This is a genomic window from Candidiatus Paracoxiella cheracis, assembly GCF_049348705.1.
Lineage (GTDB): Bacteria > Pseudomonadota > Gammaproteobacteria > Coxiellales > Coxiellaceae > Paracoxiella > Paracoxiella cheracis.
On sequence record NZ_CP186485.1, the window covers coordinates 2,064,868 to 2,087,762 of the forward strand.

Genomic DNA, 22,895 nt, shown 5'->3' on the forward strand with positions numbered 1-22,895 from the left:
CACACCTCTCGTCTCGACACGCCCACTGAATTTTTTACTGGAAAGATACCTATTGAAAAGAATTAAAAAAAATGAGCCAGCCGATAAGCCGGGTTCTGTCGAGAACAGTCATCTATCTAGGATACGCGTCGCCACGCATCTCAGAATCCGCCGTCAAATTCAGCGGACTCATAGCAGCCTACCCGAATCCACTATGCGGGCCGCACTGGATTCCTATTTGGCCTTGCTCCGGGTGGGGTTTACCTTGCCATTGATGTTACCACCAACGCGGTGCGCTCTTACCGCACCATTTCAACCTTACCCTGCTCTATAAAATAAAGCATGGCGGTATATTTTCTGTTGCACTTGCCGTAGGCTTGCACCTCCCAGGAGTTACCTGGCACCCTGCCCTTTGGAGCCCGGACTTTCCTCCCCAACGTAACAAAACAGCCCCAATTGGTTAACTGCTTGCCTGCGTCGAAGCGACTGTTTAGCTGGCTCTACTCTATAGTATACTCGTTTCCTAACGCCTAGCACCAGGCCGCAATCGCACCATCACCAAAAATGTGCTTAGCCGCTTTTAATACTTCTTGCGAGTGCAAGGCCTCCACAAGCTCCTTTAACCGCGGATCGTTTTTATTTTCCTCGCGCGCCGCGACGATATTTGCATAGGGCGAATCTGGACCTTCAACGAAGAATGCATCTTTGGCAGGCGAGAGTCCAGCCGGAATCGCATAGTTTGTATTGATCGCCGCAATGGTTACATCGCTTAACGACCGAGGCAATTGCGCAGCACCCAATTCTACAAATTGTAAATGTTTCGGGTTGCTTGCAATATCGATCGGCGTTGCATTGAAACCTGCCCCCGGTTTCAAGCGAATTAATTTTGCTTTTTGCAACAGCAATAATGCGCGTGCCTCATTGCTTGGGTCATTAGGAATGGCAACTTTATCGCCCTCTTTAAGCTGCGACAATGACGTAATTTTTTTGGAGTAAATACCCATCGGATACACGAACGTTTTTCCGATAGGTACAATTTTATAACCATGCGCTTTGATTTGTGCATTTAAATACGGCACATGTTGAAACATATTTGCATCGAGACTGCCATCGTTCAGCGCTTCATTCGGTGTGTTGTAATCCGAAAAAGGCACATCAACAACATTCAACCCATAGCGCTTTTTCGCAACTTTTATAGCAACGTCCATTAGCTGTGTTTCAGGCCCTGCAATAGTCCCTACCTTGATGGTATTTTTTGCTTCTTTACTGTGACAAGCAGCAAGCGCTAACCCTGCCACGAGCAACACAGAAATTATTAATATTTTCTTTAACATTTCTTCTCCCCTTTTAGCGTATTTTAGAAATTTTAATTTAATTTTTAAAATGCGAAATTCGCTCGGCTATCCAATCCCCCGAATACTGCATCAACTGTACCAACGCAATTAATACCACCACCGTGATAATCATCACATTCACTTCAAATCGTTCATAACCATAGCGTATCGCTAAATCACCCAATCCACCACCACCAACGGCTCCCGCCATTGCTGAATAACCGACCAATGTTACTGCCATCAAGGTAATGCTGCGCACTAAGTTTGGCAGCGCTTCAGGAATTAACACTTTATAAATAATTTGAAACGGTGAAGCCCCCATCGCTTGCGATGCTTCGATTAATCCAGATGATACTTCACTTAACGCTGTTTCGGTTAAGCGCGCAAAAAACGGAATTGCCGATAAACTCAACGGCACAATGGCTGCAATGGTACCGATCGATGTGCCGACAATAAATCGGGTTAACGGAATAATCGCCACCATCAAAATAATAAAGGGAATTGAGCGCATCGCATTCACGATGGCGGCTAAAATGCGATGTAAATTTGGACGCGCTAATAATTGATTTTTTTGCGTCGTAAATAAAATAACACCGAGCGGCAGCCCAATCAAAACTGCAATAACGCCAGAGATAAACACCATCTCTAACGTTTGCCAAAATGCATCAATGATAAAGCCAATCATTTCTTGAGACATAACCTAACACCTGAACATCCAAACCTTTTTCCCGTAAAAAATGTGCTCCTGCCTGAATTTTTTCATCGCTTGAGTCAGTAGCAACCAGCATGACTCCGACTGTTTCATCGTGAACAAGCTCTAAACTTGCCTGCAAAATATTAATATTTACATCATATTTTTTAATCAACGCGTTAATGATAGGCTCGGCTGCTGTTTCCCCGAGAAAATCAATGCGAAGCAACGTGTATCCCTCTGCAATTGGATCATGCAATAATTTATCCTGCAAGGATTGCGGCAAATTTACCTTCAAAGCAGATTGCGTTAAACGCTTTGCTACAGCCGTCTTAGGCTGCTTAAAAAGAGTAGCGACGTCACTTTGCTCTATGCTTTTACCGTGATCCAAAACCGCCACATAATCAGCAATCGCCTTAATCACATCCATTTCGTGGGTAATTAATAAGATCGACAAATTTAGTTTTCGATTAATATCTTTAATTAATTGCAAAATAGAAGCGGTTGTTTCCGGGTCGAGCGCGGATGTCATTTCATCACATAACAAAACTTTAGGGTCAGTTGCGACCGCACGCGCGATGGCAACACGTTGTTTTTGTCCACCACTCAAACGACTGGGATAAACTTTTGCTTTCTGCTCAAGTCCCGTTAATTCCAGCAATGGCATGACGCGTCTTTCGATTTCCTGCTTTTTCACACCAAGTAATTCGAGTGGAAATGCCACATTCTGATAAACCGTGCGAGTGTTCAATAAATTAAAATGTTGAAAAACCATGCCGATATGATGACGCGCCAGGCGTAATTGTTTTTGCGACAACGCTGTGAGCTCTTGACCATTCACGACGACCTCACCGCTTGTTGGGCGCTCAAGCAAATTAACGCAGCGGATCAATGTGCTTTTCCCAGCCCCACTTTTTCCAATGACGCCAAAAATCTCGCCTGCGTTCACCTTGAGGTTAATATCTGAGAGTGCCTCAACCGTGGCGTGTTTCGAATGATAACTTTTAGTAACGTTTTTTAACTCAATCATTTTTACAATTTCAAAGATGGCTCGAACAAATCTGCACCTGACAATAAGCGAGCGTTTGAAAGCGGAAATACCAAAAAAATGCAAAAAAAAACCACCGCTAAAGTCGGTGGTTTGCCTCTTCCGCTTTAGCTGCATTTCTTAAGCGCCCGCAAGCTGATTGCTCAAATCGGCGCAAAATTACGATCTGAGTTTACAATATCGTTGAAATTCGCGCAACTGCGGGCGGGATCCTTAAGTACCTATTCAGAATCTTCTGGCTTGGCCATAATGAATGCCTAAAATATTGACAAATTTAGTTGCTCGATGTACCCTCTTTAAGGGTACTTTTAAGAGGCCTGGTATGGAAATTTTTGAGGTTGCTGTAACCAAACAAGCTGAAAAACAGCTTCGAACGTTACCAGCTTATATTGTGCTAAAGCTCCACAAGCGTGTCGCGATGCTCGTGATAGATTATTGCCATCCCTGTCAATAATCGACTCGCAATACGCGACAACTTAAATAGCCGCGGACGTCCTCGTCGCCCGCGCTCCGCGACCTCACGGCTCGACTACGCACGGGCTCTCAAATGACTTGACGGCTCGTAAAGATTTTTTGCAGTCGCTTACGCTCGGCAAAAAATCCGAGCCTACCGCGGAATACGCGCCTTCGCTTCGCTCTCCATGGCGCGCATCGAACGTGGATAGACTTTGTTAAACATCAAGGCCTTTCAAAAGTTCGAAAGATCCCAGGGTTTCATGACGAGTCTTTGAAAAGGAAAAAGGCAAGGCCAACGCTCAATACGATTGAATAAAGCTTATCGGGCTATTTATCTTATTGATACCAGTGGCCTTATTCATATCGCTAAAATCATGGAGGTAAATAAACATGAATACTAAACGATCCGAAAAAAGTCTTACTTTGTTAGAAACAATCTCAGGCAAGAAATTAACGTTAGGCAATGTATTATGGTCTATTCGCGAATGCGAAGAAGAGAGTCAGACTGCTTTTGCAAAACGAATCGGATTATCGCGTCAATATCTGTGTGATCTTGAACATAACCGACGAGGATTAAGCTTAAAAAAAGCAGCGAATTTAGCAAAAAAACTGGGTTATTCAGAAGAGCAATTTATTCGGTTAGCCCTTCAAGATGCAGTAAATCGAGAAGGACTCCGCTTTGAAGTAGAAGTTAGAAAAGCTGCCTGAATACAAATGTGGCAAACGAACCTCAGGTAACCGGCAGTGTCACACCACGCTGCCCTTGATACTTGCCACCGCGATCTTTATAAGAAGTTTCACAAACTTCATCAGATTCTAAAAAGAGCATTTGCGCGACTCCTTCGTTCGCATAGATTTTAGCGGGCAAGTTCGTGGTATTTGAAAATTCGAGTGTCACATGCCCTTCCCATTCCGGCTCCAGCGGCGTGACATTCACAATAATGCCGCAACGTGCATAGGTTGATTTACCAAGGCATATCGTTAAAACATTGCGCGGGATTCTAAAATATTCAACCGTCCGTGCTAATACAAAGGAATTCGGCGGGATGATGCAAACATTCGTTTTAACATCCTGAAAGCTATTGGGATCGAAGTTTTTCGGATCAACAACCGCTGAATAAATATTCGTAAACACTTTAAACTCATCGGCACAGCGTACATCGTAGCCATAACTCGACGTACCGTAGGAAACGATTTTTCCGCCAGCATTCTCACGCACCTGATTTGGCTCAAACGGCGAAATCATGTTGTGCTCGATCGCCATGCGTCGGATCCATTTGTCAGATTTAATGGACACGATTGCTCTCCTTCATTATTCAATCACAATCTTCGGGAATTTTACGGCATAGTTCAGGCCTTGCAAGGATAATTTTTCTGCCAAGCACTGCGCTGTTTCACGATAACGCTGTGCTACTTCATCATGAGGATGCGCAACAACTGTCGGATGACCACCATCGGCATCCTCGCGAATTGTTTTATCGAGCGGCAATCGCCCTAACAATGGCACACCACATTCCTTCGACATGCGCTCACCACCACCCGTTCCAAAAATTGCTTCCTCATCTCCACATGCCGAACAAATATGGGTCGACATATTTTCGACAACTCCAAGCACCGGCACCTTCACTTTATTGAACATCTCCAAGCCCTTGCGCGCATCCAATAGCGCGACATCTTGCGGCGTTGTCACAATAACCGCACCGCAAAGCGGCACTTTTTGCACCAAAGTGAGTTGAACATCTCCCGTACCCGGTGGCAAATCGATGAAAAGATAATCGAGGTTATCCCAGACAGTATCGTGCAATAACTGTTGCAGCGCCTTGCTCACCATCGGGCCGCGCCAAATCATCGGTGTGTTGATATCGATAAGGTAACCGATCGACATGGATTGAATACCGTGAGCCACAACCGGTGCAATTTTTTTATTCTCTCGCCATTCAGGCTTTTGCTGCACACCCAACATTTGGGGCTGATTGGGCCCATAAATATCAGCATCTAAAATGCCGACACGTGCACCGAGGCTCGATAAGGCCAACGCAAGGTTGACGGTTGTGGTAGATTTTCCAACTCCATCTTTGCCTGAGCCAATGGCGATAACGTTCTTAACCCCGTCAATCCCCTTGAGACCCGCTTGGACCGCATGGGCTTTTACTTTCCAAGTGAGGTTCATCTCAACACGATCGATGCCGCATAACTTCAGTAGCGACTGCTGAATATGCACGCTCAACTGCACACGCTGCGCATAGGCTAAGGGATACCCCAGCTCAATATCAAGCAAAACCATCGTATTATGGATCGCAATATGCTTGATGACCTTGGGGCTCACCCATTCGCGCAGCAATTCTTTGATAGCGGTTTCTGTCATATTTGTCATAGGGTAGGCATTTTAGCATAATGTCACATCCAGTGACTCACAGAGATGAAGAATATCCCATGACAACACGCAACATACTCGTCACGGCAGCCCTGCCCTACGCGAATGGCTCCATCCATTTAGGCCATCTGGTGGAATACATTCAGGCCGATATTTGGGTGCGTTTCCAACGCCTGCGCGGCAACAACTGCTTGTTCATCTGCGGTGATGATGCCCACGGCACCCCCATCATGCTCTCAGCCGCCAAGCAAGGCATCTCACCGGAAGAGCTCGTTGCTAACATGCAGGTAGAACACTTACGCGACTTCACATCATTTCTTGTTAATTTTGATAATTTTTACACGACTCATTCATCCGAAAATCGTGAGTTAGCCGAATTCATTTATAAACAGCTAAAAGCGCGCGGCGATATTTTTACGAAAACCATTTCACAAGCATTTGATCCCATTGAAAATATTTTTCTTCCCGATCGTTTTATTCGAGGCGAGTGCCCACGTTGTGGCGCTAAAGATCAATACGGGGATGTCTGCGAAGTCTGCGGCGCAACCTACAGCCCAACCGAATTAAAAAATCCAACGTCTGCACTCTCCGGTGCAAAGCCCATTGAAAAAGAATCCGAACACTTTTTCTTTGCGCTCGATAAATATAGCGACTTATTAAAAGAATGGATCAATGGCGGCCACTTGCAAAAACAAATCGCTAATAAATTGCAAGAATGGTTTCAAGATGGATTAAAGCCCTGGGACATTTCTCGCGATGCACCCTATTTTGGCTTTGAAATTCCCGATGCACCAGGAAAATATTTTTATGTTTGGCTCGATGCACCAGTTGGCTACATGGCGAGCCTTAAGAATTTAATTAAAAAAAATCCTGCCATCGACTTTGATAAATATTGGGGAAAAGACAGCAAAGCCGAACTCTATCATTTTGTCGGTAAAGACATCGTTTATTTTCACGCGCTCTTTTGGCCCGCCATGCTGCATGGCGCAGGATTTCGCATGCCAACAGCCGTTTATGTCCATGGCTATCTCACGATCAACGGTCAAAAGATGTCGAAATCCCGCGGCACCTTTATCACCGCGCAGCGTTATTTGCAGTTATTAAACCCAGAGTACCTGCGCTATTATTTCGCGGCAAAATTAAACCCCCAAGTCGAAGACATCGATTTAAACTTAGAAGACTTTGCACAACGTGTTAATTCTGATTTAGTCGGAAAATACGTGAACCTCGCAAGCCGTTGCGCCGGATTCATTACCAAAAAATTCGCCGGCAAACTAGCAAACAACTTACCTGAACCCGAATTATTCCATGAATTTGTTAGCGCAGGTGATGAGATTGCAGACTGTTTTGAGCAATTAAATTATAACAAAGCAATTCGAACGATCATGGCGCTCGCCAATCGTGCTAACCAATACATCGATCAGCAAAAACCATGGGCATTGGCGAAGGATCCAGCAAACGATGACCAGGTGCAAGCCGTGTGCACGCAAGGATTGAGTTTATTTAAAGTCTTAACAACCTATTTAAAACCGATTTTGCCTGCAACCGCTAAAAACGTGGAAGCTTTTTTAAATATTCCCGAATTAAATTGGGACAACATCAACGAAGCGCTGATTGCACACACCATCAACCCTTTTACGCCATTAATGCAACGTGTCCCCAAAGAAGCCATCGAAGAACTAACCCAATAAAAAAACGATGAAACCAAAAGCAATTAACATCGAACACATTGATCAACTGCTCCCGCAAACACAGTGTGGGTTATGCGACTACGATGGCTGTCGCCCGTATGCAACAGCCATCATTGAAAATGATGAACGCATTGATCGCTGCCCACCGGGTGGTGTTGAAACGCTGATTCCTCTCGCCGAATTAACCCATCAAGACTCCAGCCCTTTCATTGCTGAGATGAAGCAAAAAGCGAAACCAGCTTCCTTAGCAGTCATTCGTGAAGACGAATGCATCGGCTGCACGAAATGCATTCAAGCATGCCCAACCGATGCTATTTTGGGTGCTGGAAAATTAATGCATACCGTCATCAGCGATGCCTGCACGGGTTGCGAATTATGTCTGGAACCTTGTCCCGTCGACTGCATTGATATGGTGGAAATTACAGCGCGAAGCCAAGATGAGAAAAAAGCAAAAGCCTCCGAATGGCGAGATCGCTATGAACAGCGCAATAATCGCTTGGAACGTGACAAACAAGAACGCCAGCAAAAACACACCGTCGCAAAATTAGGAAATCCAGGAAATCAAACACTGAGCGCACGCAAGGCAGCTATTCAAGCCGCCGTTTCCCGCGCGCGAGCTAAACGCCTAGATAATAGGAACGTTAAATGAATCAAGCCAAACGCGAGGAAATTTTTAAACGCTTCAAAGCGCATAATCACAAACCAACTACTGAACTCGTCTTTAATTCCGAATTTGAATTATTAATTTCTGTGATCCTATCGGCGCAAGCAACCGATGTCAGCGTCAACAAGGCTACAAAAACATTATATAAAGTTGCGAACACGCCGAAAAAAATCCTAGCACTTGGCGAAGACGGCCTAAAAAAACATATTAAAACGATCGGGCTTTACAACACCAAAGCCAAAAACATCATTAAAACCTGCAAAATTTTAATTGAACAACACGATTCAAAAGTACCGCAAACTCGCGAAGCACTCGAAGCCCTACCCGGTGTTGGACGCAAAACGGCAAATGTTATTTTAAATACGGCCTTTGGCCACGAAACAATCGCCGTTGATACACATATCTTTCGGGTTGCCAACCGAACCCGTATTGCACCCGGTAAAACACCACTCGCTGTTGAAAAAGCATTATTAAAAGTAGTCCCGAAAGAATACCTCGCCGATGCACATCACTGGTTAATATTACACGGGCGCTACATTTGTGTGGCACGAAAGCCGAAATGTCCAGAATGTTTTATCAATGATTTATGTGAATACCCCAACAAAACGGTGAACAAACAATGACGGACAATACACGCAATGAAATCCGGCAAGTTTTCTTTGATGCTTGGAATAAATATAAAATCGACACACCACTCAGCGCACTCGAAAATCAAATTGTGCATGTGATTCAGGCGCACCCCGAATATCATCCCGAATATCATCCCGAATTGAATAACCCTGATACTCTGTTTCAAGATTATTCAACCGATGTCAACCCCTTTCTACACATGGGACTACATTTAAGTTTGTTAGAGCAAATTCACACCGATCGCCCTGCCGGAATCCAGCAAATTTATCAAAGCCTCTCTCACCAACTCGATGACGCTCATCGTGCAGAACATTTGATGATGGATGTTATGGCCAAATTAATTTGGGAAGCTCAACGCAATGGAACGCTGCCTGATGAAAAACAGTATTTAGAGCAATTAAATCAATTGCTCCGCAGCTAGCCTCTTAAAAATAAGCACCGAACTGGACGGTAATCATGTTGCGTTGCCGACCCGTACCATTTGGCACGGGGAGTGCCGATGCTGCAGGTGGACTTGTTGCCGTCGTACCAACAACACTACCACTCGCTGTGGTATCAAATGCATAATCTTGATCACGACGATATTCAATACCGAACATTGTATTTTTCCAAATCGACGCGCTAATGATAAACGCCCAACTGTACTCGGGTAAATTCAACGCCAAGGCTTGCCATGTGCGACCATATGTGAGCGCAAACACAATCGGTTTGTTCCGCACGGAAATGGTGTAATCGGCTTCAAGCTGCATGGCCCCAATGCTTGCACCGGGACGAGGAAACGGCGGCCCCAAAAATAAAGGATTAAATGTTAAATCTTCCGGAGCAAACCGCCGCAACGCCGTAATATACTCTCCCATTATTGTAAAATCTTTATAACTAAATTCGGTATGCACATCCAACCCGGGAATACGATGTTCCAAGGCATTAGCCCCAGCGGTGTCACCAAATCCCGCAAATTGCGTCGGCGCTGTGATGACCGCACCTCCCACCAATACATTATTGAGGTTCTGTTCAAGCCCATTGGATTGTATACCTTCGGAATCAGCTATATTTGTGACCCAACCTATGCCAGCATCAATATTAACATTCTTTAAATTTATCGTTTGGTACCCCATGTTAACACCGCCTTCAGCAAAGGCGTTGCGAACACCCGAGACTTTAGAACCTTCATAACCGTAAGCTTCTGCATAAAAACCCTTTTTATAATAGCCCAGCAAAGCAGAACGCGCCAAGATCCGAGCCAAGGATTCTGTTAACGGTGTCGTTAACATCGCGCTGGAATATTTACCAAAGGGCAAATACATCTGTCCGATCGTAAAATACATCGGAATAACGTTGAGATTACCAATGGTTAAAAATCCACGACTTAAATAAATACGTGAATTTTCAACCCGGCTTCCCGTCGACGGCGCAGAGTCATCATAATTTAGCGAAAAAAAGCCGTTTGCCCATCGACTCATCATCGCTAATATATCGAGCTGTGAAGTGCTAAGATTAATATCGCCTTGGGAACGGCCATTAAACCCCCGGTTTGTGATGATTTGCCCTTCGAGTCCCCCGCTAATCACAATGATGGCACGATTGGCTAGCGAATCACCAACTTGCTCCAAAAGATTTTCAAACGACCCCTTTTGTTGCAATAAAATTAAGTCTTCATTCATAGAAGGATATTGATACAATAAATCAGCCGCATTATAGACTGACTTCAATCCCAACAAAGGCGATGTTGTCACAGTAATTCCATGTTTAAATCGTTCTGCGCTAAAATAGCCATAAGGGGCCTTACCTATAAATTTACGCCCGGATGGCGTCGTCGCAACGGTGATATCAAGCGGATAATTAAAGCGACGTCTTCCTGGTAAACGAGCTGTGGCATCTCGAACTGCAGGCTTAAGATGAGTTGGATTTTGAGGCGCTGTTTTTGCTGTCTTTACTACTTTTGTATGATGCTGCGGTTCCGGTAGCGCAACCTGATGCCGTTTTTTCTTTTGTTTTTTTGCTTTTTGTTGCAATTGACTTTCTAGCGCACGCACTTCTTGTTGCAATTGTTTTTCTTGCGCTCTGATTTGATAAACTTCTTTTTGTAATGCTTTTGAAGAAGGTGATTCGGATGTGACGGCATAACTGGAACAACAGAAAACCAACGCCACCACCGCGAAACACGGTCGGGTCATTCGCCTCACAATGGGACTCCTTGTTTAGTATCCTTACCGCTCCATGAGAGTGCTATCCTCAAGCAGAAGGGACAATCAATATACACGGCTTCATGAAGTTTTGCTACAATTTGGGTAAAAATAGAGTTGACTATAATCTTATGAATGAAATTACTCTTATCCATCCAGACGATTGGCACTGCCATTTACGCGACCAGGAATATCTTGAGCGCACAGTCGCCGATATGGCAGGTCGATTTAAGCGCATTATTGTCATGCCAAATTTGTCACCACCCATAAAAACGGCTGACAGTGCTCACGCTTACTTAAAACGCATTGAAGAAAATATGCCTGATCATCATTCATTCACGCCACTGATGACACTTTATCTTACCGATGAAACTTCGCCGCAGATCATCAAAGAGGCTAAGCGCTCGGGAATTATTAAAGCCTGCAAACTCTACCCTGCGGGCGCTACATTTCAGTCGTCAAAGGGAGTTCGCTCTATCAAAAATATTTATCCAGCACTTGCCGCGATGCAAGAAGCTGGCATACTACTATTAATTCACGGCGAAGTGATTGACCCAGCCGTCGATATTTTTGATCGCGAAGCCGTCTTTATCAAAAACGTTCTGAGTCCGTTGCTCAAAGATTTTCCGAAACTCCGCATTGTTTTAGAGCACGTCTCAAGCGAAATAGGGGTAGATTTCGTTAAAGATGGGCCCGATAATCTTGCTGCCACCATCACGCCACATCATTTGTTGTTAAATCGCAACGATATCTTAGTGAGTGGAATTCACCCCTATCACTATTGTTTACCCGTGGTAAAACGCTCGTCAGATCAACAAGCTTTAATTGCGGCGGCCATATCTGGAAATCCAAAGTTCTTTTTGGGTACCGACAGCGCGCCCCATGCCCAATCGGCAAAAGAATCTTGCTGTGGGCCTGCCGGTATTTACAATGCCCTCGTTGCACTTGAGGTGTACGCCGAGATTTTCGATCAGCATCAAGCACTTGATAAATTAGAAGGCTTTGCATCTCGGTTCGGCCCTGATTTTTATCAATTGCCGAAAAACAAAGACACGATCACTTTAATTCGAAAACCCTGGCAAGTTCCAAAATCACTACCCTACGGAAATGAAACATTGATACCATTGATGGCAGGCAAGACCCTTAATTGGCAGATCAAATAGTCATGACCGATAACAACAATCAACAATACCCAATCAAAAATCGTTTTGGCGGTTATTACCCCGTCGTGATCGATGTCGAAACAGCGGGCGTTCATCCTTTAAAGGACGCCCTTTTAGAAATCGCTGCCGTATTAGTGGAGTGTGATGAACACGGCAAATTGCGACCGGGCGAGTTGTTCGCTTGTCATGTCATGCCCTTTGAGGGCGCCAATTTAGACCCAGCCGCACTCGAAATTAACAAGATCGATCCCTATCACCCTTTTCGATTTGCAATTGACGAAAAGAAAGCACTCGAGAATTTGTATCAGTTCGTCAGTCGAGCGGTAAAAAAACACGAATGTCGACGCGCCGTGTTAGTCGGACATAACGCTCACTTTGACCTGAGCTTTATCCAAGCCGCTAACAAACGCTGCAAGATAAAAAAGACGCCTTTTCATGCTTTTACTTGCTTTGATACCGCAACACTTGCCGGTATGGTTTATTCCAATACCATTTTAGCCCGAGCGCTTCATGCTGCTGGCATTACTTTCGATAAAAACGAAGCACATTCCGCCATTTATGATGCGAAGAAAACAGCAGAATTATTCTGCCTTATCGCAAACAAAATAGGGATTGGAGATTAGAGGATGTTTGGGCAGAGCTATGAAGGAATTTCAATTGTAGCAAAGAGAAGGAGTCCGTCTTTTCGAGACACTTCCCAAAAAACATAGACTCCTTCTCATATTGGCAAGCAATTGCAATTCCTTTTCCGACAAGCAAACAGCCGTTCTAATTAATAGCTACTTCGCCTGTTTCTGGAACGTGTACAGAAGGAAGTTCAGCAGCAGGTGCTGTAGACGCCTCTGCTTTTTTAGCCCGTTTTTTACGTTTAGCTGGGCGACCCTTCGAAGCCTTCGGAGCTTTTGCAGCTTTCTTCGCGACAGAAGCTTTATTTGATTTCGCTTTGCTCTCGTATGATTTTTCAAACGCCACAATTGCATCAGCAATAGCTTGCGCTCGGCGCAGCTCTTTTTCTTCCGCTTCAATAAAGCCTAATTCATAACCTGCTTCTGCAGCAGCTTCGATATCGGCCAAACGTTGCGCCTCAAGAGCTGATAGTTCTTGCTGCAATTTTGTCACTTGTTTTTGTAAATCACGTACATCGTTACTTGAATTCTTTTGTCTAGGCATGATCTTGTCTCCACTTGTCCATTAATAGAAAGTGAAAAGTATAATCAATATTTGAATTAATGTAAGTAGGTTTTTTTTGAAAGGATAAATAGCTCTAAAAAAACGGCGGAATATATCCGCCGTCTTAGTAACATCGAATCAATTACAATTGATCTGCGTTTTCTGCAAGATATTTTGCCACACCATCAGGAGAGGCTTGCATACCCGCATCACCTTTTTTCCAGTTAGCCGGACAAACTTCACCATGTTTTTCGGTGTATTGTAACGCATCGATCAAGCGAATGAGTTCGCGCATGTTGCGACCTAAGGGTAAGTCGTTAACGATTTGTGAACGCACAACACCCTCTTTATCGATAAGGAAAGCACCGCGCAATGCAACACCTGCCTCAGGATGCTCAACACCATAGCTACGACAAATGTTGTGGTTAACATCGGCCGCTAAAGTGTAACGCACGGGACCAATGCCGCCTTTTTCAACTGGCGTCTTGCGCCAAGCATTATGCGTGAACTGTGAATCGATAGAGACAGCGATGACTTCTACGCCACGACTCTGAAATTCATCAATAGCATGATCCAATGCGATTAGCTCTGAAGGACACACGAATGTGAAATCCAATGGATAGAAGAAAATTAAACCATACTTGCCATTTAAGGCTTCGTTCAAATTAAAGTTATTTACGATATCCCCATTTGCCTTGACAGCAGGGACCGTGAAATCGGGCGCTTCGCGACCAACTAATACAGCCATATTTACCTCCGGTTTTAAAGTAGTACTAATTTAGTCCTATTTAGACCATTTGTCAATGATACTAATCCCAGAAGCCTGCCGCAAGGCGATCGCAACCTAGAAATTGACCCCATTATGCGGTATCGTGCAGTATTCGAGCGACTATCTATCAAACAAGGAGAAACCCGCATGGCTTTTGAACTACCCGAATTGCCCTACGCCCTGAACGCCCTCGAACCCTACATTTCTCAAGAAACCCTGGAATATCACTACGGCAAGCACCATCGGGCTTACGTCAACAAGCTCAATGCCTTAGTGCCTGGCACTAAATTTGAGGGCATGCCTTTAGAAGAAATCATCATGAAATCCGACGGGGGAATTTTTAATAACGCTGCCCAGGTCTGGAACCATACGTTCTACTGGCACTGCATGAGCCCCCAAGGTGGTGGTGATCCTTATGACGCATTAGCCGCAGCTATTGATGAGACTTTCGGCTCTTTCAATAAATTTAAAGAAGAATTCACCAACGCCGCTCTCACACAGTTTGGCTCAGGCTGGGCTTGGTTAGTCAAAAACAAACATGGGAAACTGGAAGTGTTACAAACCTTAAATGCAGGCAATCCCATGACAGATCACAAAACACCATTGTTAACCTGTGATGTTTGGGAGCATACCTACTATATTGATACTCGAAACGACAGGCCCAAATATGTCAGCAACTTCTGGAACTTGGTGAACTGGGATTTTGTCGTTAAGAATTTTGCCTGAGGCACAAATAGTATGAGCATCAAAGTCATCGTCAACGGTGTTCGCGGAAAAATGGGCGCTATCACTAAAGCGGCTATCGAGAAAGAACCCGATCTAGAATTAGCGGCTGGCATCGATCGAGACGATGATCTTGCTAAAACGATTGAAAAAACGAAAGCGGATGTGGTGGTCGACTTCACCACACCGCAGTCGGTCTTCACGAACGCACAGACTATTATTGCCGCAGACGCAAGACCCGTCATTGGCACGACAGGGTTGACGATGGAGCAAGTAGAAACCCTTCAAAAAGAATGTCAGGCAAAAAAATTGGGCGGCATCATCGCGCCTAATTTTTCAATCGGCGCTGTTTTAATGATGAAATATGCAGAAGACGCCGCGCGCTATTTTCACGATGTTGAAATTATCGAAATGCATCATCAACACAAATTAGATGCACCCTCAGGCACTGCAATTAAAACAGCACAAATGATTCGCAAAGTGCAAACCGATAAAAAAAATGCTCCTTCCAAAGATCGCGCACGCGGAGACTCTGACCACGGCGCTCCAATTCACTCGGTTCGCTTACCCGGATTATTTTCCACGCAATCCGTTATTTTTGGCGATGACGGGCAGTTGTTAACTATTCGTCACGACGGTCTCGATCGTAATTCCATCATGCCTGGCGTCATTCTTGCTTGCCATAAAGTGATGCAACTCGACCATCTTGTTTACGGCCTCGAAACTATCTTGTGATTTTCACGAGTCTTATGAATAAACGTCTTGTGTCGAGTTCGGTAGTTTTGTTTCAGCAGCAACATTCTTAGGCTGCCATCTCAAATCTAACTCACGCGCAGCCTTAACCTCATCGAGGCGGCCGATAGATCGAGTATGCGGCGCATTGTGCAATACATCTGAATCACTTTCAGCCTCACGCAATATTTTCTGCATGACATCGATAAAGCGATCTAACTCTTGCTTGCTTTCAGTTTCGGTAGGCTCAATTAATAAGCATTCTGGAACCAATAATGGAAAATAAATCGTCGGCGGATGAATGCCATAATCGATTAATCGTTTTGCAACATCTAAAGCGGTCACACCGTTGGCCTTCGCTAATGATTTTAATGTAACGATAAATTCATGTGATGCACGGCGTGTCGGAAAAGCGAGCTTAAACCCTAATGACTCCAAGCGCTTCATGACATAATTTGCGTTGAGCGATGAAAATTCGGCAACACGTTCCAAACCTTCCCTGCCCAACAAACGAATATAAATATAAGCACGCAATAAAACGCCAGCGTTGCCCATAAATGCCGAGAGTCGGCCGATTGTATGCGGACAATCTTTTTCGGTGAGCCAGTGATAATAGTCGTTATTATGACCGACCATTGGCACGGGTAAAAACTCGGCGAGTCGTTCGTTAGCCGCAACGGGACCTGCACCAGGACCACCGCCACCGTGTGGCGTTGCGAATGTTTTATGTAGATTTAAATGAATGACATCAAAACCCATATCACCCGGTCGATACTTTCCTAAAATTGCATTTAAATTGGCGCCATCGTAATAAAGCAAGCCACCCGCATCATGAATGATTTTTGCAATATCTTGGATTTTGCGCTCAAAAACACCCAACGTGGAAGGATTTGTCAGCATAATGCCAGCCGTTTGTGGGCCAACCATCGCTTTTAATTTTTCTAAATCAACATCGCCTTCTTTTGTGGTTGGAAGTTCCCGCACTTTAAAACCACACATAGCGGCCGATGCAGGATTAGTACCGTGAGCAGCATCCGGCACGATCATTTCGACACGCGCATCATCGCCTCTTTTTTGATGATAAGCTTTAATCATCGCAACACCTGCAAACTCACCTTGCGCACCGGCCATCGAGGCCAAACAGATTTTTTTCATGCCGGTAATATCAACCAACATATCTTGCAGTTCATGCAGGCATTGCAGAAAACCTTGGCTATGATAGACATCCGACAAAGGATGACGCGATAAAAATCCAGGCAAAGATGCTAACTTATTTGCAGCACGCGGATTATATTTCATCGTACACGAGCCTAACGGATAAAAATTAGTGTCGATTGAAAAATTCTGAGTGGATAAATTGGTAAAATGCCTCACAACTTCGAGCTCAGATAACTCGGGCAGACACGGAGGCTCCTGACGCAACAATGAACTTGGAATGTCATTAGCATCATGAGCTGTTTTAACAGCCTGCGCAACGGCGCGGCGATGTTGTTGAGATTTTTCAAAAATCAGCATACTGTCACCTAAATTATTTATGTTCTCCAAACCCTATTTCAATACCGCGACCAAACTGTCTCGATAACGTTGCAAATCTTCTTCGGTTTTAGTTTCCGTCACGCAAACTAACAAGGCATTTTTTAATTCAGGATATTCATGGTGTAAATCAAACCCGGCCTGAATACCTAAGTCCGATAAATCTTTTAATAGTTTTTCTGTGGGCGTTGTTGATTGAATCACAAACTCATGAAAAATCGGCCGTGAAAATACTGGTGTCACGCCATTAATAGCTGTCAGCTCTTGAAATAATTGACGCGCCTTATGATGCGAAGCCAAAGCCACTTCACGCAAACCCTGCGCGCCCAACAAACTCATATATATCGTCGCCGCGACGACGACTAACCCTTGATTCGTGCAAATATTTGAAGTGGCCTTAGCACGACGAATATGCTGTTCGCGTGCTTGCAAGGTTAACGTAAAACCTTCGCGGCCCTGCGCGTCATGCGTGCGACCCACAATTCTGCCGGGCAACTGGCGCACAAATTCTTTGCGGCAACACATAAAACCAAAATAAGGACCACCCGAGGCCAACGGCACACCTAAAGGCTGACCCTCGCCGCAAGCAATATCGGCACCCGTTTCACCCCAAGAACCTGGCGCTTTTAAAAGTGCCATCGCTGTAGGATTCACACAAGCAATCACTAAAATATCGTGCGCATGTGCCCAATCAGTTAACGCATCGACATCTTCCAAACAACCAAAAAAATTGGGTTGCGGTATAATTAATGCAGCAGCCCCTTCCGGATTAATATTTGCTAATTGCTCCGTGCTCACCACACCTTGTTGCAGAGCAAATGGCACCGCTTCAATTTCAATACCTTGTTGCCCCAAAATAGTGTGGAGCACTTTGCGATAAAATGGATGAACGCAACTCGGCACTAAAATTCGCGTTGCTTTGCTGCGTTTAATGCGAACAGCCATTAACGCTGCTTCTGCTAACGCCGACCCACCATCGTATAAAGAAGCATTCGACACATCCATGCCCATCAATTCGGCCATCATGGTTTGATATTCATAAATTAATTGCAAACTGCCTTGGCTCGCTTCCGCTTGATACGGCGTATAGGCCGTATAAAATTCACCGCGCGTCGCAATTTCCCACACCGCCGCAGGAATAAAATGCTCGTAAGCTCCCGCACCCATAAAACATGACCCCGGTTTTGCCTCGGGGCTGCGCGCCATCATTAATCGTGAAACGGCTTGTTCGCTTAAACCATCGGGAACCCGTGATAATGTTGCACGAGGCAAACCTTTTGGAATTTCATCGAACAATTGCTCTATTTCATGCACGCCGATCGCAGCTAGCATCGCTTTAATATCATCAGGAGTGTGCGGAATAAATGGCATTATTAATCCTCGGTCACTTTTGCTTCATAACTTTCAGCATCCAACAGTGTTTTTATTTCATCGATATCATCTACTTTTACACGAAACAGCCAACCATCGCCATACGGATCATGATTTACCAATGCAGGGTCACTTTGTAGCGCCTCATTTACTTCAATCACTTCGCCTGTCACGGGACTATAAACATCTGCTGCCGTTTTCACAGATTCAACAACAGCCGCTTCATCACCTGCTTCAATATGTGCATCGGCATCCGGCAATTCTACAAACACCAAATCACCTAATTGTGATTGTGCATGATCGGTTATGCCAACGGTAATCACATCGTCATCGTCAACGCGAACCCATTCGTGGCTATCACTGTAACGCAACTCTTTTGGGAACTCTGCCATTTCTTTCTCCTAGACTAAAATTGTTTTTCACCATGGCGAACAAACGGCGGCTTTATAATTTTCACCGGGATTTGTTGCCCACGTCGTTCGATTTTTCCTTCATGACCACTATCAACCGGCACACGCGCCAAAGCAATCGCATGACCAAGTGTCGGAGAAAATCCACCACTTGTAATTTCACCCTCACCATCGCCATCAATCCTTACCTTTTGATGGTCGCGCAAAACACCGGGTTGCTCCATTATCAATCCCACTAACTGCTCTTTCACACCAGTTTCAATTTGTTTTTGTAGCGCAGCGCGACCAATAAAATCGCGATCTGCATCACGCCAACATACTGTCCATGCTAGGTTTGACGTTAACGGACTCGTCGCTTCATCCATATCAGAGCCGTAAAGATTTAACCCCGCCTCTAACCGCAACGTATCTCGTGCACCCAAGCCGCAGGGTTTAGCTCCTGCATGAACAAATTGCTTCCAAAGTACCACGGCTGATTTTGCAGGCGAAATAATCTCTAAGCCATCCTCACCCGTGTATCCAGTGCGTGCGATTAATCTTTCGCCGTTCATAATAAATCGAAATGGTTTTAGTTCGTGCAGCCGCTTTAAGGTCGCTGCATCAAAAACCTTTGCTGCAATCTCCATCGCTTTTGGACCTTGCAGCGCGATGATGGTCAGGTCGGGTCGTTCCTCGACAACAACATCAAATAATTCACTCTGTTTTTCAAACCAAGCAAAGTCTTTGTCACGTGTAGCAGCATTCACCACAATACGGTAGTAATTTTCGCCCACTCGATAAACCAGCAAATCATCGATGACACCACCTTGCTCATTTAACATACAGGTATATAGTGCGCGACCCGGTTCATTTAATTTCTGTACATCGTTAGCCAGTAGATAGCGTAAAAAGTAAGTCCCATCATCACCTTCTACATCGATAACGCCCATGTGCGATACATCAAAAATACCGGCCCCTTGGCGCACATAATGATGCTCTTCGATTTGGGAACCATAGTGCAGTGGCATTGCCCATCCCGCAAAATCAACGAGTTTTGCTCCCGCCTTCACGTGTTGTTTATAAAGTGGTGTCTGCTTTAACATACGCATCTCCTTAGACGCAGATTATAGCGGCAACAGGGTCAGCAATTAAAGCATCTTGTAGGCACATCTCGAAATCTATTTAAATCGCCCTCCATTGCGGCAAAGAGGAAAGTGCGAAGGGAAAAGAATTTCAAGAGACGCTTTTGTCATCGTTTTGAAGCGGCAAGGAGACCAGTACGATGAGCCCGCGGGGATCACGGTTAAATAATGTGATTTCACCCCCATGAGCACGAATGATATCTCGCGCCACCGCCAATCCCAATCCAGTTCCGCTTTTTTTCGGGGATCGCGATGGATCCACACGATAAAATGGCGCAAATACTTTTTCAAATTGATCTTCAGGAATGCCAGGACCCTCATCGACGATCTTAATTTGTATATCTTTTCCATTTTGCTTCAATGATACACTGACTTTATCGCCATATTTAATGCCATTTTCGATTAAGTTGCTAAAGGCTCGCTTTAGTGCTCCGATTCGTCCAAAATAAGGTAAGCGATTCATTTCACTGCTGTATTCAACGCTGTGACCCACATCAACCAGTTCATCACACACCGATTCCAACAAGGCACTCAGATCAAATCGCTCCATGTTTTCGCTACGAACATAATCACGTGCAAACGATAATATCGATGAAATCATGTGCGCCATTTCTTGCAAATCAGCCACCGCTTTTTCATATTGATTCGTGTCCTTTAAATATTCCGCACGGAGTTGCAAGCGCGTGATTGGTGTTCGCAAGTCATGTGAAATCGCCGCCAGCATTTGAGTACGATCGTGTAATAATCGGCGAATACGATTTTGCATTTCGTTAAACGCTTGGATGACTTCTTGCATTTCGGGTGGGCCATCCAATGCCATCGGTGGTGCTTGCACATCCACACCAAATCGCTTTGCTGCCTCGGTAAACGATCGCATCGGAATACCCAAACGCTTCACGGCCCACAAGCACAACAAGATTAAACCGACGAGTAACGCTGCCAAAGAAACTATCATTCCTGCCAAAAACCATTTGTGTTCGAACCGATGTGCGTGAATATTTAGCCATTGACCATTTGGCAACTGCATGCTCATTTTTAAATCGAACGGATGTTGGTGAACATAGCGGCGTATCCACTTAGCGTTGGGCGTTTGAATGATGTGTGAGCGCGGTAGCGGGTGCGGGTTCATCGAAACGTGAACACCCGGCCAATTGAGTTGACGAATGGTATGCGGCAATAATTCTGAGGCCGGCAAGACTTTCGCAATATGGACATCGCGAACGATTTCGTTTGCCACCCAGATTTTATCGATTTTGTTTCGGCCGTAAACCAGGTATGTGCCAAATACCGATATGGCAGCACAGCCAATGAGCAGGATACCCAGCAGCAAGATCCAGAAAGTCTGACGAGATAAGCGACTCTTAAAAAAAACCCGATGATTGCTCTTCACTGATACACCTAAGCTATTCAAATAATTGCACAATTGTACACCAATTCCCTCCCAGCGGGCTCTCGGGGAGAAGTTGTCAGCCTGACTCGCCCTCCCAGGGCTCTTAAACAGCATAGCCTTTTAGAGAAACTTTTAATGCCCAGTTAAGTTTTTTCTCGTTGTATTTTATGACTGCTTATCTATACTTTTTCATAATTCATAATTAAAAAAATAGGGAGATTTTGAAATGCGTAACAATCCAGATCCAGAACATTTTAATTGGTTAGAAGTTGACCTTTCCCCCAAACTTAACACCATGACATGGATGAGATTTCCAATTATTCTACGACCGAGGAGATCTCAACATGAAAAAACGTTATACAGAAGAACAAATCATTAAAGCGATCAAAGAGCATGAAAGTGGCGCTAAGGTGGAAGACCTGTGCCGTCGCTTAGGCATATCTGGCGGTACTTTTTACAATTGGCGTAGCAAGTATGCTGGCCTAGAGGTTAACGAAGCTAAGCGCCTGCGAGAGCTGGAGTCCGAGAACAATAAGTTAAAAAAGCTGCTGGCTGAAAAGATGTTAGAAAATGAAGCGCTCAAGGATGTTGTTTCAAAAAAGTGGTAACGCCTGCTAGCAAGAAGCAGGTTGTTTGTCACTTAATGAGCGCCTTTAAGCTGAGTGAACGAATGGCCTGCAAGCTAGTCGGGCTAAGTCGAACGGCTTACCGTTACGGACCCAAAAAGCGACGAGACGAGTTGATTAGAGCTCGATTAAAAGAATTGGCAGCTCAGTATTCTCGGTATGGTTATTTAATGCTTCACAGCCTCTTAAAAGCAGAGGGGCTTGTCATGAATAAGAAAAAAACCTACCGGATTTACAAAGAAGAAAAGCTCCAGGTGCGTACAAAAAAGCGTAAAAAAATACAGCGACTACGATTAGTGATGTCATCACCGACTCAGAGAAATGAGCGTTGGTCGATGGATTTTGTTTACGATCAGCTGGCCAATGGAAGGCGTTTTCGTGTGCTAAACATTATCGATGATTTTAATCGTGAACTTATTGGCCAGCTAACAGCATTTTCTATATCAGGACGTCAGGTGGCACGCTTCCTAGCAGAGCTTAGTGAGCAACGCAGGCTGCCAAAACAAATTGTTTGTGATAATGGTACAGAGTTTACAAGCAAAGCAATGTTCTTTTGGTCCAGGGAAAACAAAACCAAGCTTGCTTTCATTCAACCTGGAAAGCCAACTCAGAATGCGTTTGTTGAAAGCTTAAATGGCAAGTTCCGCAACGAATGTTTAAATCAACACTGGTTTCGTTCAATTGAAGAAGCCCGACATGAAATCAACCAATGGAGAAAGCACTACAATACTAAAAGACCACACAGTTCATTAAATTATATGCCGCCTATTGAATTTGCGAAACAGGCTGCTTAACATGAATATCTCATCGGTGTCCTGGTACTAGTTTAGGGGGAAG

Annotated in this window: 25 protein-coding genes, 1 other RNA gene and 1 riboswitch; of the genes, 12 read left to right on the forward strand and 14 right to left on the reverse strand. The window is 44.7% G+C overall.

Annotation, left to right across the window (positions count from 1 at the left end):
- Window positions 1-68: 68 nt before the first annotated feature.
- The 4 genes from rnpB to ACJMKR_RS10860 all read right to left on the reverse strand — a co-directional run bounded on the left by rnpB (window position 69) and on the right by ACJMKR_RS10860 (window position 3,118).
- Window positions 69-481, reverse strand: an RNA gene (gene rnpB, locus ACJMKR_RS10845) — RNase P RNA component class A.
- 28 nt (window positions 482-509) lie between these two features.
- On the reverse strand, window positions 510-1,313 hold the full coding sequence (locus tag ACJMKR_RS10850; RefSeq protein ID WP_423063063.1) for a MetQ/NlpA family ABC transporter substrate-binding protein: 804 nt from the start codon (window positions 1,311-1,313) through the stop codon (window positions 510-512).
- A gap of 37 nt (window positions 1,314-1,350) precedes the next feature.
- Window positions 1,351-2,010: a methionine ABC transporter permease gene (locus ACJMKR_RS10855; RefSeq protein ID WP_423063064.1), complete on the reverse strand. Its 660-nt coding sequence runs from the start codon at window positions 2,008-2,010 to the stop codon at window positions 1,351-1,353.
- Window positions 1,979-3,118, reverse strand: a complete 1,140-nt coding sequence (locus ACJMKR_RS10860) for a methionine ABC transporter ATP-binding protein (protein ID WP_423063065.1) — start codon at window positions 3,116-3,118, stop codon at window positions 1,979-1,981. The genes ACJMKR_RS10855 and ACJMKR_RS10860 overlap by 32 nt, the downstream gene beginning before the upstream one ends.
- 20 nt (window positions 3,119-3,138) lie before the next feature.
- A riboswitch (SAM riboswitch) is annotated at window positions 3,139-3,217 on the reverse strand.
- A 157-nt stretch (window positions 3,218-3,374) separates the two neighbouring features.
- Here ACJMKR_RS10860 and ACJMKR_RS10865 point away from each other — a divergent pair.
- From ACJMKR_RS10865 to ACJMKR_RS10875, 3 genes are all read left to right on the forward strand, one after another.
- Complete coding sequence (locus ACJMKR_RS10865; RefSeq protein WP_423063066.1) at window positions 3,375-3,506, forward strand: hypothetical protein; 132 nt, start codon at window positions 3,375-3,377, stop codon at window positions 3,504-3,506.
- A gap of 98 nt (window positions 3,507-3,604) precedes the next feature.
- Window positions 3,605-3,727: a hypothetical protein gene (locus ACJMKR_RS10870; protein ID WP_423063067.1), complete on the forward strand. Its 123-nt coding sequence runs from the start codon at window positions 3,605-3,607 to the stop codon at window positions 3,725-3,727.
- Between the two features lie 171 nt (window positions 3,728-3,898).
- Window positions 3,899-4,216 (forward strand): helix-turn-helix transcriptional regulator, encoded by a 318-nt coding sequence (locus tag ACJMKR_RS10875; RefSeq protein WP_423063068.1) that lies wholly within the window; start codon window positions 3,899-3,901, stop codon window positions 4,214-4,216.
- Between the two features lie 22 nt (window positions 4,217-4,238).
- On the opposite strand, the gene dcd is transcribed toward ACJMKR_RS10875, so the two are convergent.
- Complete coding sequence (gene dcd / locus ACJMKR_RS10880) at window positions 4,239-4,805, reverse strand: dCTP deaminase (protein WP_423063069.1); 567 nt, start codon at window positions 4,803-4,805, stop codon at window positions 4,239-4,241.
- A 15-nt stretch (window positions 4,806-4,820) separates the two neighbouring features.
- Entirely contained in the window at window positions 4,821-5,882 is a 1,062-nt protein-coding gene (gene apbC / locus ACJMKR_RS10885; protein WP_423063070.1) for an iron-sulfur cluster carrier protein ApbC, read from the reverse strand.
- A 59-nt stretch (window positions 5,883-5,941) separates the two neighbouring features.
- Here apbC and metG point away from each other — a divergent pair, with 59 nt between their 5' ends.
- Genes metG through ACJMKR_RS10905 form a run of 4 tightly spaced genes read left to right on the forward strand, consistent with a single transcriptional unit; the run spans window position 5,942 to window position 9,288 of the window.
- On the forward strand, window positions 5,942-7,573 hold the full coding sequence (gene metG / locus ACJMKR_RS10890; RefSeq protein ID WP_423063071.1) for a methionine--tRNA ligase: 1,632 nt from the start codon (window positions 5,942-5,944) through the stop codon (window positions 7,571-7,573).
- Between the two features lie 7 nt (window positions 7,574-7,580).
- The gene (locus tag ACJMKR_RS10895; protein WP_423063072.1) at window positions 7,581-8,222 is read left to right on the forward strand and encodes an RnfABCDGE type electron transport complex subunit B; all 642 of its coding nucleotides are present in this window, start codon (window positions 7,581-7,583) and stop codon (window positions 8,220-8,222) included.
- Window positions 8,219-8,860: an endonuclease III gene (nth, locus tag ACJMKR_RS10900; RefSeq protein ID WP_423063073.1), complete on the forward strand. Its 642-nt coding sequence runs from the start codon at window positions 8,219-8,221 to the stop codon at window positions 8,858-8,860. Before ACJMKR_RS10895 ends, nth begins: the two co-directional genes overlap by 4 nt.
- Window positions 8,857-9,288 (forward strand): DUF1841 family protein, encoded by a 432-nt coding sequence (locus tag ACJMKR_RS10905; RefSeq protein ID WP_423063074.1) that lies wholly within the window; start codon window positions 8,857-8,859, stop codon window positions 9,286-9,288. The genes nth and ACJMKR_RS10905 overlap by 4 nt, the downstream gene beginning before the upstream one ends.
- Window positions 9,289-9,292: 4 nt before the next feature.
- Here ACJMKR_RS10905 and ACJMKR_RS10910 read toward each other — a convergent pair whose 3' ends face one another.
- Window positions 9,293-11,041: an LbtU family siderophore porin gene (locus ACJMKR_RS10910; protein ID WP_423064246.1), complete on the reverse strand. Its 1,749-nt coding sequence runs from the start codon at window positions 11,039-11,041 to the stop codon at window positions 9,293-9,295.
- A gap of 140 nt (window positions 11,042-11,181) precedes the next feature.
- Between ACJMKR_RS10910 and pyrC the strand changes: the two genes are divergently transcribed.
- The gene (gene pyrC, locus ACJMKR_RS10915) at window positions 11,182-12,213 is read left to right on the forward strand and encodes a dihydroorotase (RefSeq protein ID WP_423063075.1); all 1,032 of its coding nucleotides are present in this window, start codon (window positions 11,182-11,184) and stop codon (window positions 12,211-12,213) included.
- Between the two features lie 2 nt (window positions 12,214-12,215).
- Window positions 12,216-12,836 carry a ribonuclease T gene (rnt, locus tag ACJMKR_RS10920; protein WP_423064247.1) on the forward strand — a complete coding sequence of 207 codons (621 nt, stop codon included), beginning with the start codon at window positions 12,216-12,218 and terminating at the stop codon, window positions 12,834-12,836.
- Between the two features lie 145 nt (window positions 12,837-12,981).
- On the opposite strand, the gene ACJMKR_RS10925 is transcribed toward rnt, so the two are convergent.
- Together ACJMKR_RS10925 and ACJMKR_RS10930 are read right to left on the reverse strand one after the other, a co-directional pair.
- The gene (locus ACJMKR_RS10925) at window positions 12,982-13,383 is read right to left on the reverse strand and encodes a hypothetical protein (RefSeq protein ID WP_423063076.1); all 402 of its coding nucleotides are present in this window, start codon (window positions 13,381-13,383) and stop codon (window positions 12,982-12,984) included.
- Between the two features lie 142 nt (window positions 13,384-13,525).
- Window positions 13,526-14,131: a peroxiredoxin gene (locus tag ACJMKR_RS10930; protein WP_423063077.1), complete on the reverse strand. Its 606-nt coding sequence runs from the start codon at window positions 14,129-14,131 to the stop codon at window positions 13,526-13,528.
- Between the two features lie 168 nt (window positions 14,132-14,299).
- Here ACJMKR_RS10930 and ACJMKR_RS10935 point away from each other — a divergent pair, with 168 nt between their 5' ends.
- Together ACJMKR_RS10935 and dapB are read left to right on the forward strand one after the other, a co-directional pair.
- The gene (locus tag ACJMKR_RS10935) at window positions 14,300-14,878 is read left to right on the forward strand and encodes a superoxide dismutase (protein WP_423063078.1); all 579 of its coding nucleotides are present in this window, start codon (window positions 14,300-14,302) and stop codon (window positions 14,876-14,878) included.
- Between the two features lie 12 nt (window positions 14,879-14,890).
- Window positions 14,891-15,610 (forward strand): 4-hydroxy-tetrahydrodipicolinate reductase, encoded by a 720-nt coding sequence (dapB, locus tag ACJMKR_RS10940; protein WP_423063079.1) that lies wholly within the window; start codon window positions 14,891-14,893, stop codon window positions 15,608-15,610.
- A 12-nt stretch (window positions 15,611-15,622) separates the two neighbouring features.
- On the opposite strand, the gene gcvPB is transcribed toward dapB, so the two are convergent.
- The 5 genes from gcvPB to ACJMKR_RS10965 form a co-directional block, all read right to left on the reverse strand.
- Window positions 15,623-17,122, reverse strand: coding sequence for an aminomethyl-transferring glycine dehydrogenase subunit GcvPB (gcvPB, locus tag ACJMKR_RS10945; RefSeq protein ID WP_423063080.1), 1,500 nt, complete (start codon window positions 17,120-17,122; stop codon window positions 15,623-15,625).
- A 33-nt stretch (window positions 17,123-17,155) separates the two neighbouring features.
- Window positions 17,156-18,511 (reverse strand): aminomethyl-transferring glycine dehydrogenase subunit GcvPA, encoded by a 1,356-nt coding sequence (gcvPA, locus tag ACJMKR_RS10950; protein WP_423063081.1) that lies wholly within the window; start codon window positions 18,509-18,511, stop codon window positions 17,156-17,158.
- 2 nt (window positions 18,512-18,513) lie between these two features.
- A complete protein-coding gene (gene gcvH, locus ACJMKR_RS10955; protein WP_423063082.1) occupies window positions 18,514-18,903 on the reverse strand; it encodes a glycine cleavage system protein GcvH in 390 nt (129 codons plus the stop codon).
- 14 nt (window positions 18,904-18,917) lie between these two features.
- A complete protein-coding gene (gene gcvT / locus ACJMKR_RS10960; protein ID WP_423063083.1) occupies window positions 18,918-20,003 on the reverse strand; it encodes a glycine cleavage system aminomethyltransferase GcvT in 1,086 nt (361 codons plus the stop codon).
- A gap of 130 nt (window positions 20,004-20,133) precedes the next feature.
- Window positions 20,134-21,372 (reverse strand): ATP-binding protein, encoded by a 1,239-nt coding sequence (locus ACJMKR_RS10965; RefSeq protein ID WP_423063084.1) that lies wholly within the window; start codon window positions 21,370-21,372, stop codon window positions 20,134-20,136.
- A 404-nt stretch (window positions 21,373-21,776) separates the two neighbouring features.
- Between ACJMKR_RS10965 and ACJMKR_RS10970 the strand changes: the two genes are divergently transcribed.
- Window positions 21,777-22,852 (forward strand): IS3 family transposase gene (locus ACJMKR_RS10970; RefSeq protein WP_423062317.1). Its coding sequence is split into 2 segments (ribosomal slippage): window positions 21,777-22,026 and window positions 22,026-22,852, totalling 1,077 coding nucleotides; the frame shifts between segments, so codons are not numbered across the junction.
- Window positions 22,853-22,895 lie beyond the last annotated feature (43 nt).

Coding starts and splice junctions, on each gene's coding strand:
- dapB (WP_423063079.1), top strand. CDS start 14,891: ATGAGCATCAAAGTCATCGTCAACGGTGTTCGCGGAAAAATGGGCGCT.
- ACJMKR_RS10875 (WP_423063068.1), top strand. CDS start 3,899: ATGAATACTAAACGATCCGAAAAAAGTCTTACTTTGTTAGAAACAATC.
- pyrC (WP_423063075.1), top strand. CDS start 11,182: ATGAATGAAATTACTCTTATCCATCCAGACGATTGGCACTGCCATTTA.
- metG (WP_423063071.1), top strand. CDS start 5,942: ATGACAACACGCAACATACTCGTCACGGCAGCCCTGCCCTACGCGAAT.
- gcvT (WP_423063083.1), bottom strand. CDS start 20,003: ATGTTAAAGCAGACACCACTTTATAAACAACACGTGAAGGCGGGAGCA.
- apbC (WP_423063070.1), bottom strand. CDS start 5,882: ATGACAAATATGACAGAAACCGCTATCAAAGAATTGCTGCGCGAATGG.
- nth (WP_423063073.1), top strand. CDS start 8,219: ATGAATCAAGCCAAACGCGAGGAAATTTTTAAACGCTTCAAAGCGCAT.
- ACJMKR_RS10895 (WP_423063072.1), top strand. CDS start 7,581: ATGAAACCAAAAGCAATTAACATCGAACACATTGATCAACTGCTCCCG.
- ACJMKR_RS10905 (WP_423063074.1), top strand. CDS start 8,857: ATGACGGACAATACACGCAATGAAATCCGGCAAGTTTTCTTTGATGCT.
- ACJMKR_RS10865 (WP_423063066.1), top strand. CDS start 3,375: ATGGAAATTTTTGAGGTTGCTGTAACCAAACAAGCTGAAAAACAGCTT.
- ACJMKR_RS10850 (WP_423063063.1), bottom strand. CDS start 1,313: ATGTTAAAGAAAATATTAATAATTTCTGTGTTGCTCGTGGCAGGGTTA.
- ACJMKR_RS10925 (WP_423063076.1), bottom strand. CDS start 13,383: ATGCCTAGACAAAAGAATTCAAGTAACGATGTACGTGATTTACAAAAA.
- rnt (WP_423064247.1), top strand. CDS start 12,216: ATGACCGATAACAACAATCAACAATACCCAATCAAAAATCGTTTTGGC.
- ACJMKR_RS10935 (WP_423063078.1), top strand. CDS start 14,300: ATGGCTTTTGAACTACCCGAATTGCCCTACGCCCTGAACGCCCTCGAA.
- gcvPA (WP_423063081.1), bottom strand. CDS start 18,511: ATGCCATTTATTCCGCACACTCCTGATGATATTAAAGCGATGCTAGCT.
- ACJMKR_RS10910 (WP_423064246.1), bottom strand. CDS start 11,041: ATGACCCGACCGTGTTTCGCGGTGGTGGCGTTGGTTTTCTGTTGTTCC.
- ACJMKR_RS10930 (WP_423063077.1), bottom strand. CDS start 14,131: ATGGCTGTATTAGTTGGTCGCGAAGCGCCCGATTTCACGGTCCCTGCT.
- ACJMKR_RS10855 (WP_423063064.1), bottom strand. CDS start 2,010: ATGTCTCAAGAAATGATTGGCTTTATCATTGATGCATTTTGGCAAACG.
- gcvH (WP_423063082.1), bottom strand. CDS start 18,903: ATGGCAGAGTTCCCAAAAGAGTTGCGTTACAGTGATAGCCACGAATGG.
- gcvPB (WP_423063080.1), bottom strand. CDS start 17,122: ATGCTGATTTTTGAAAAATCTCAACAACATCGCCGCGCCGTTGCGCAG.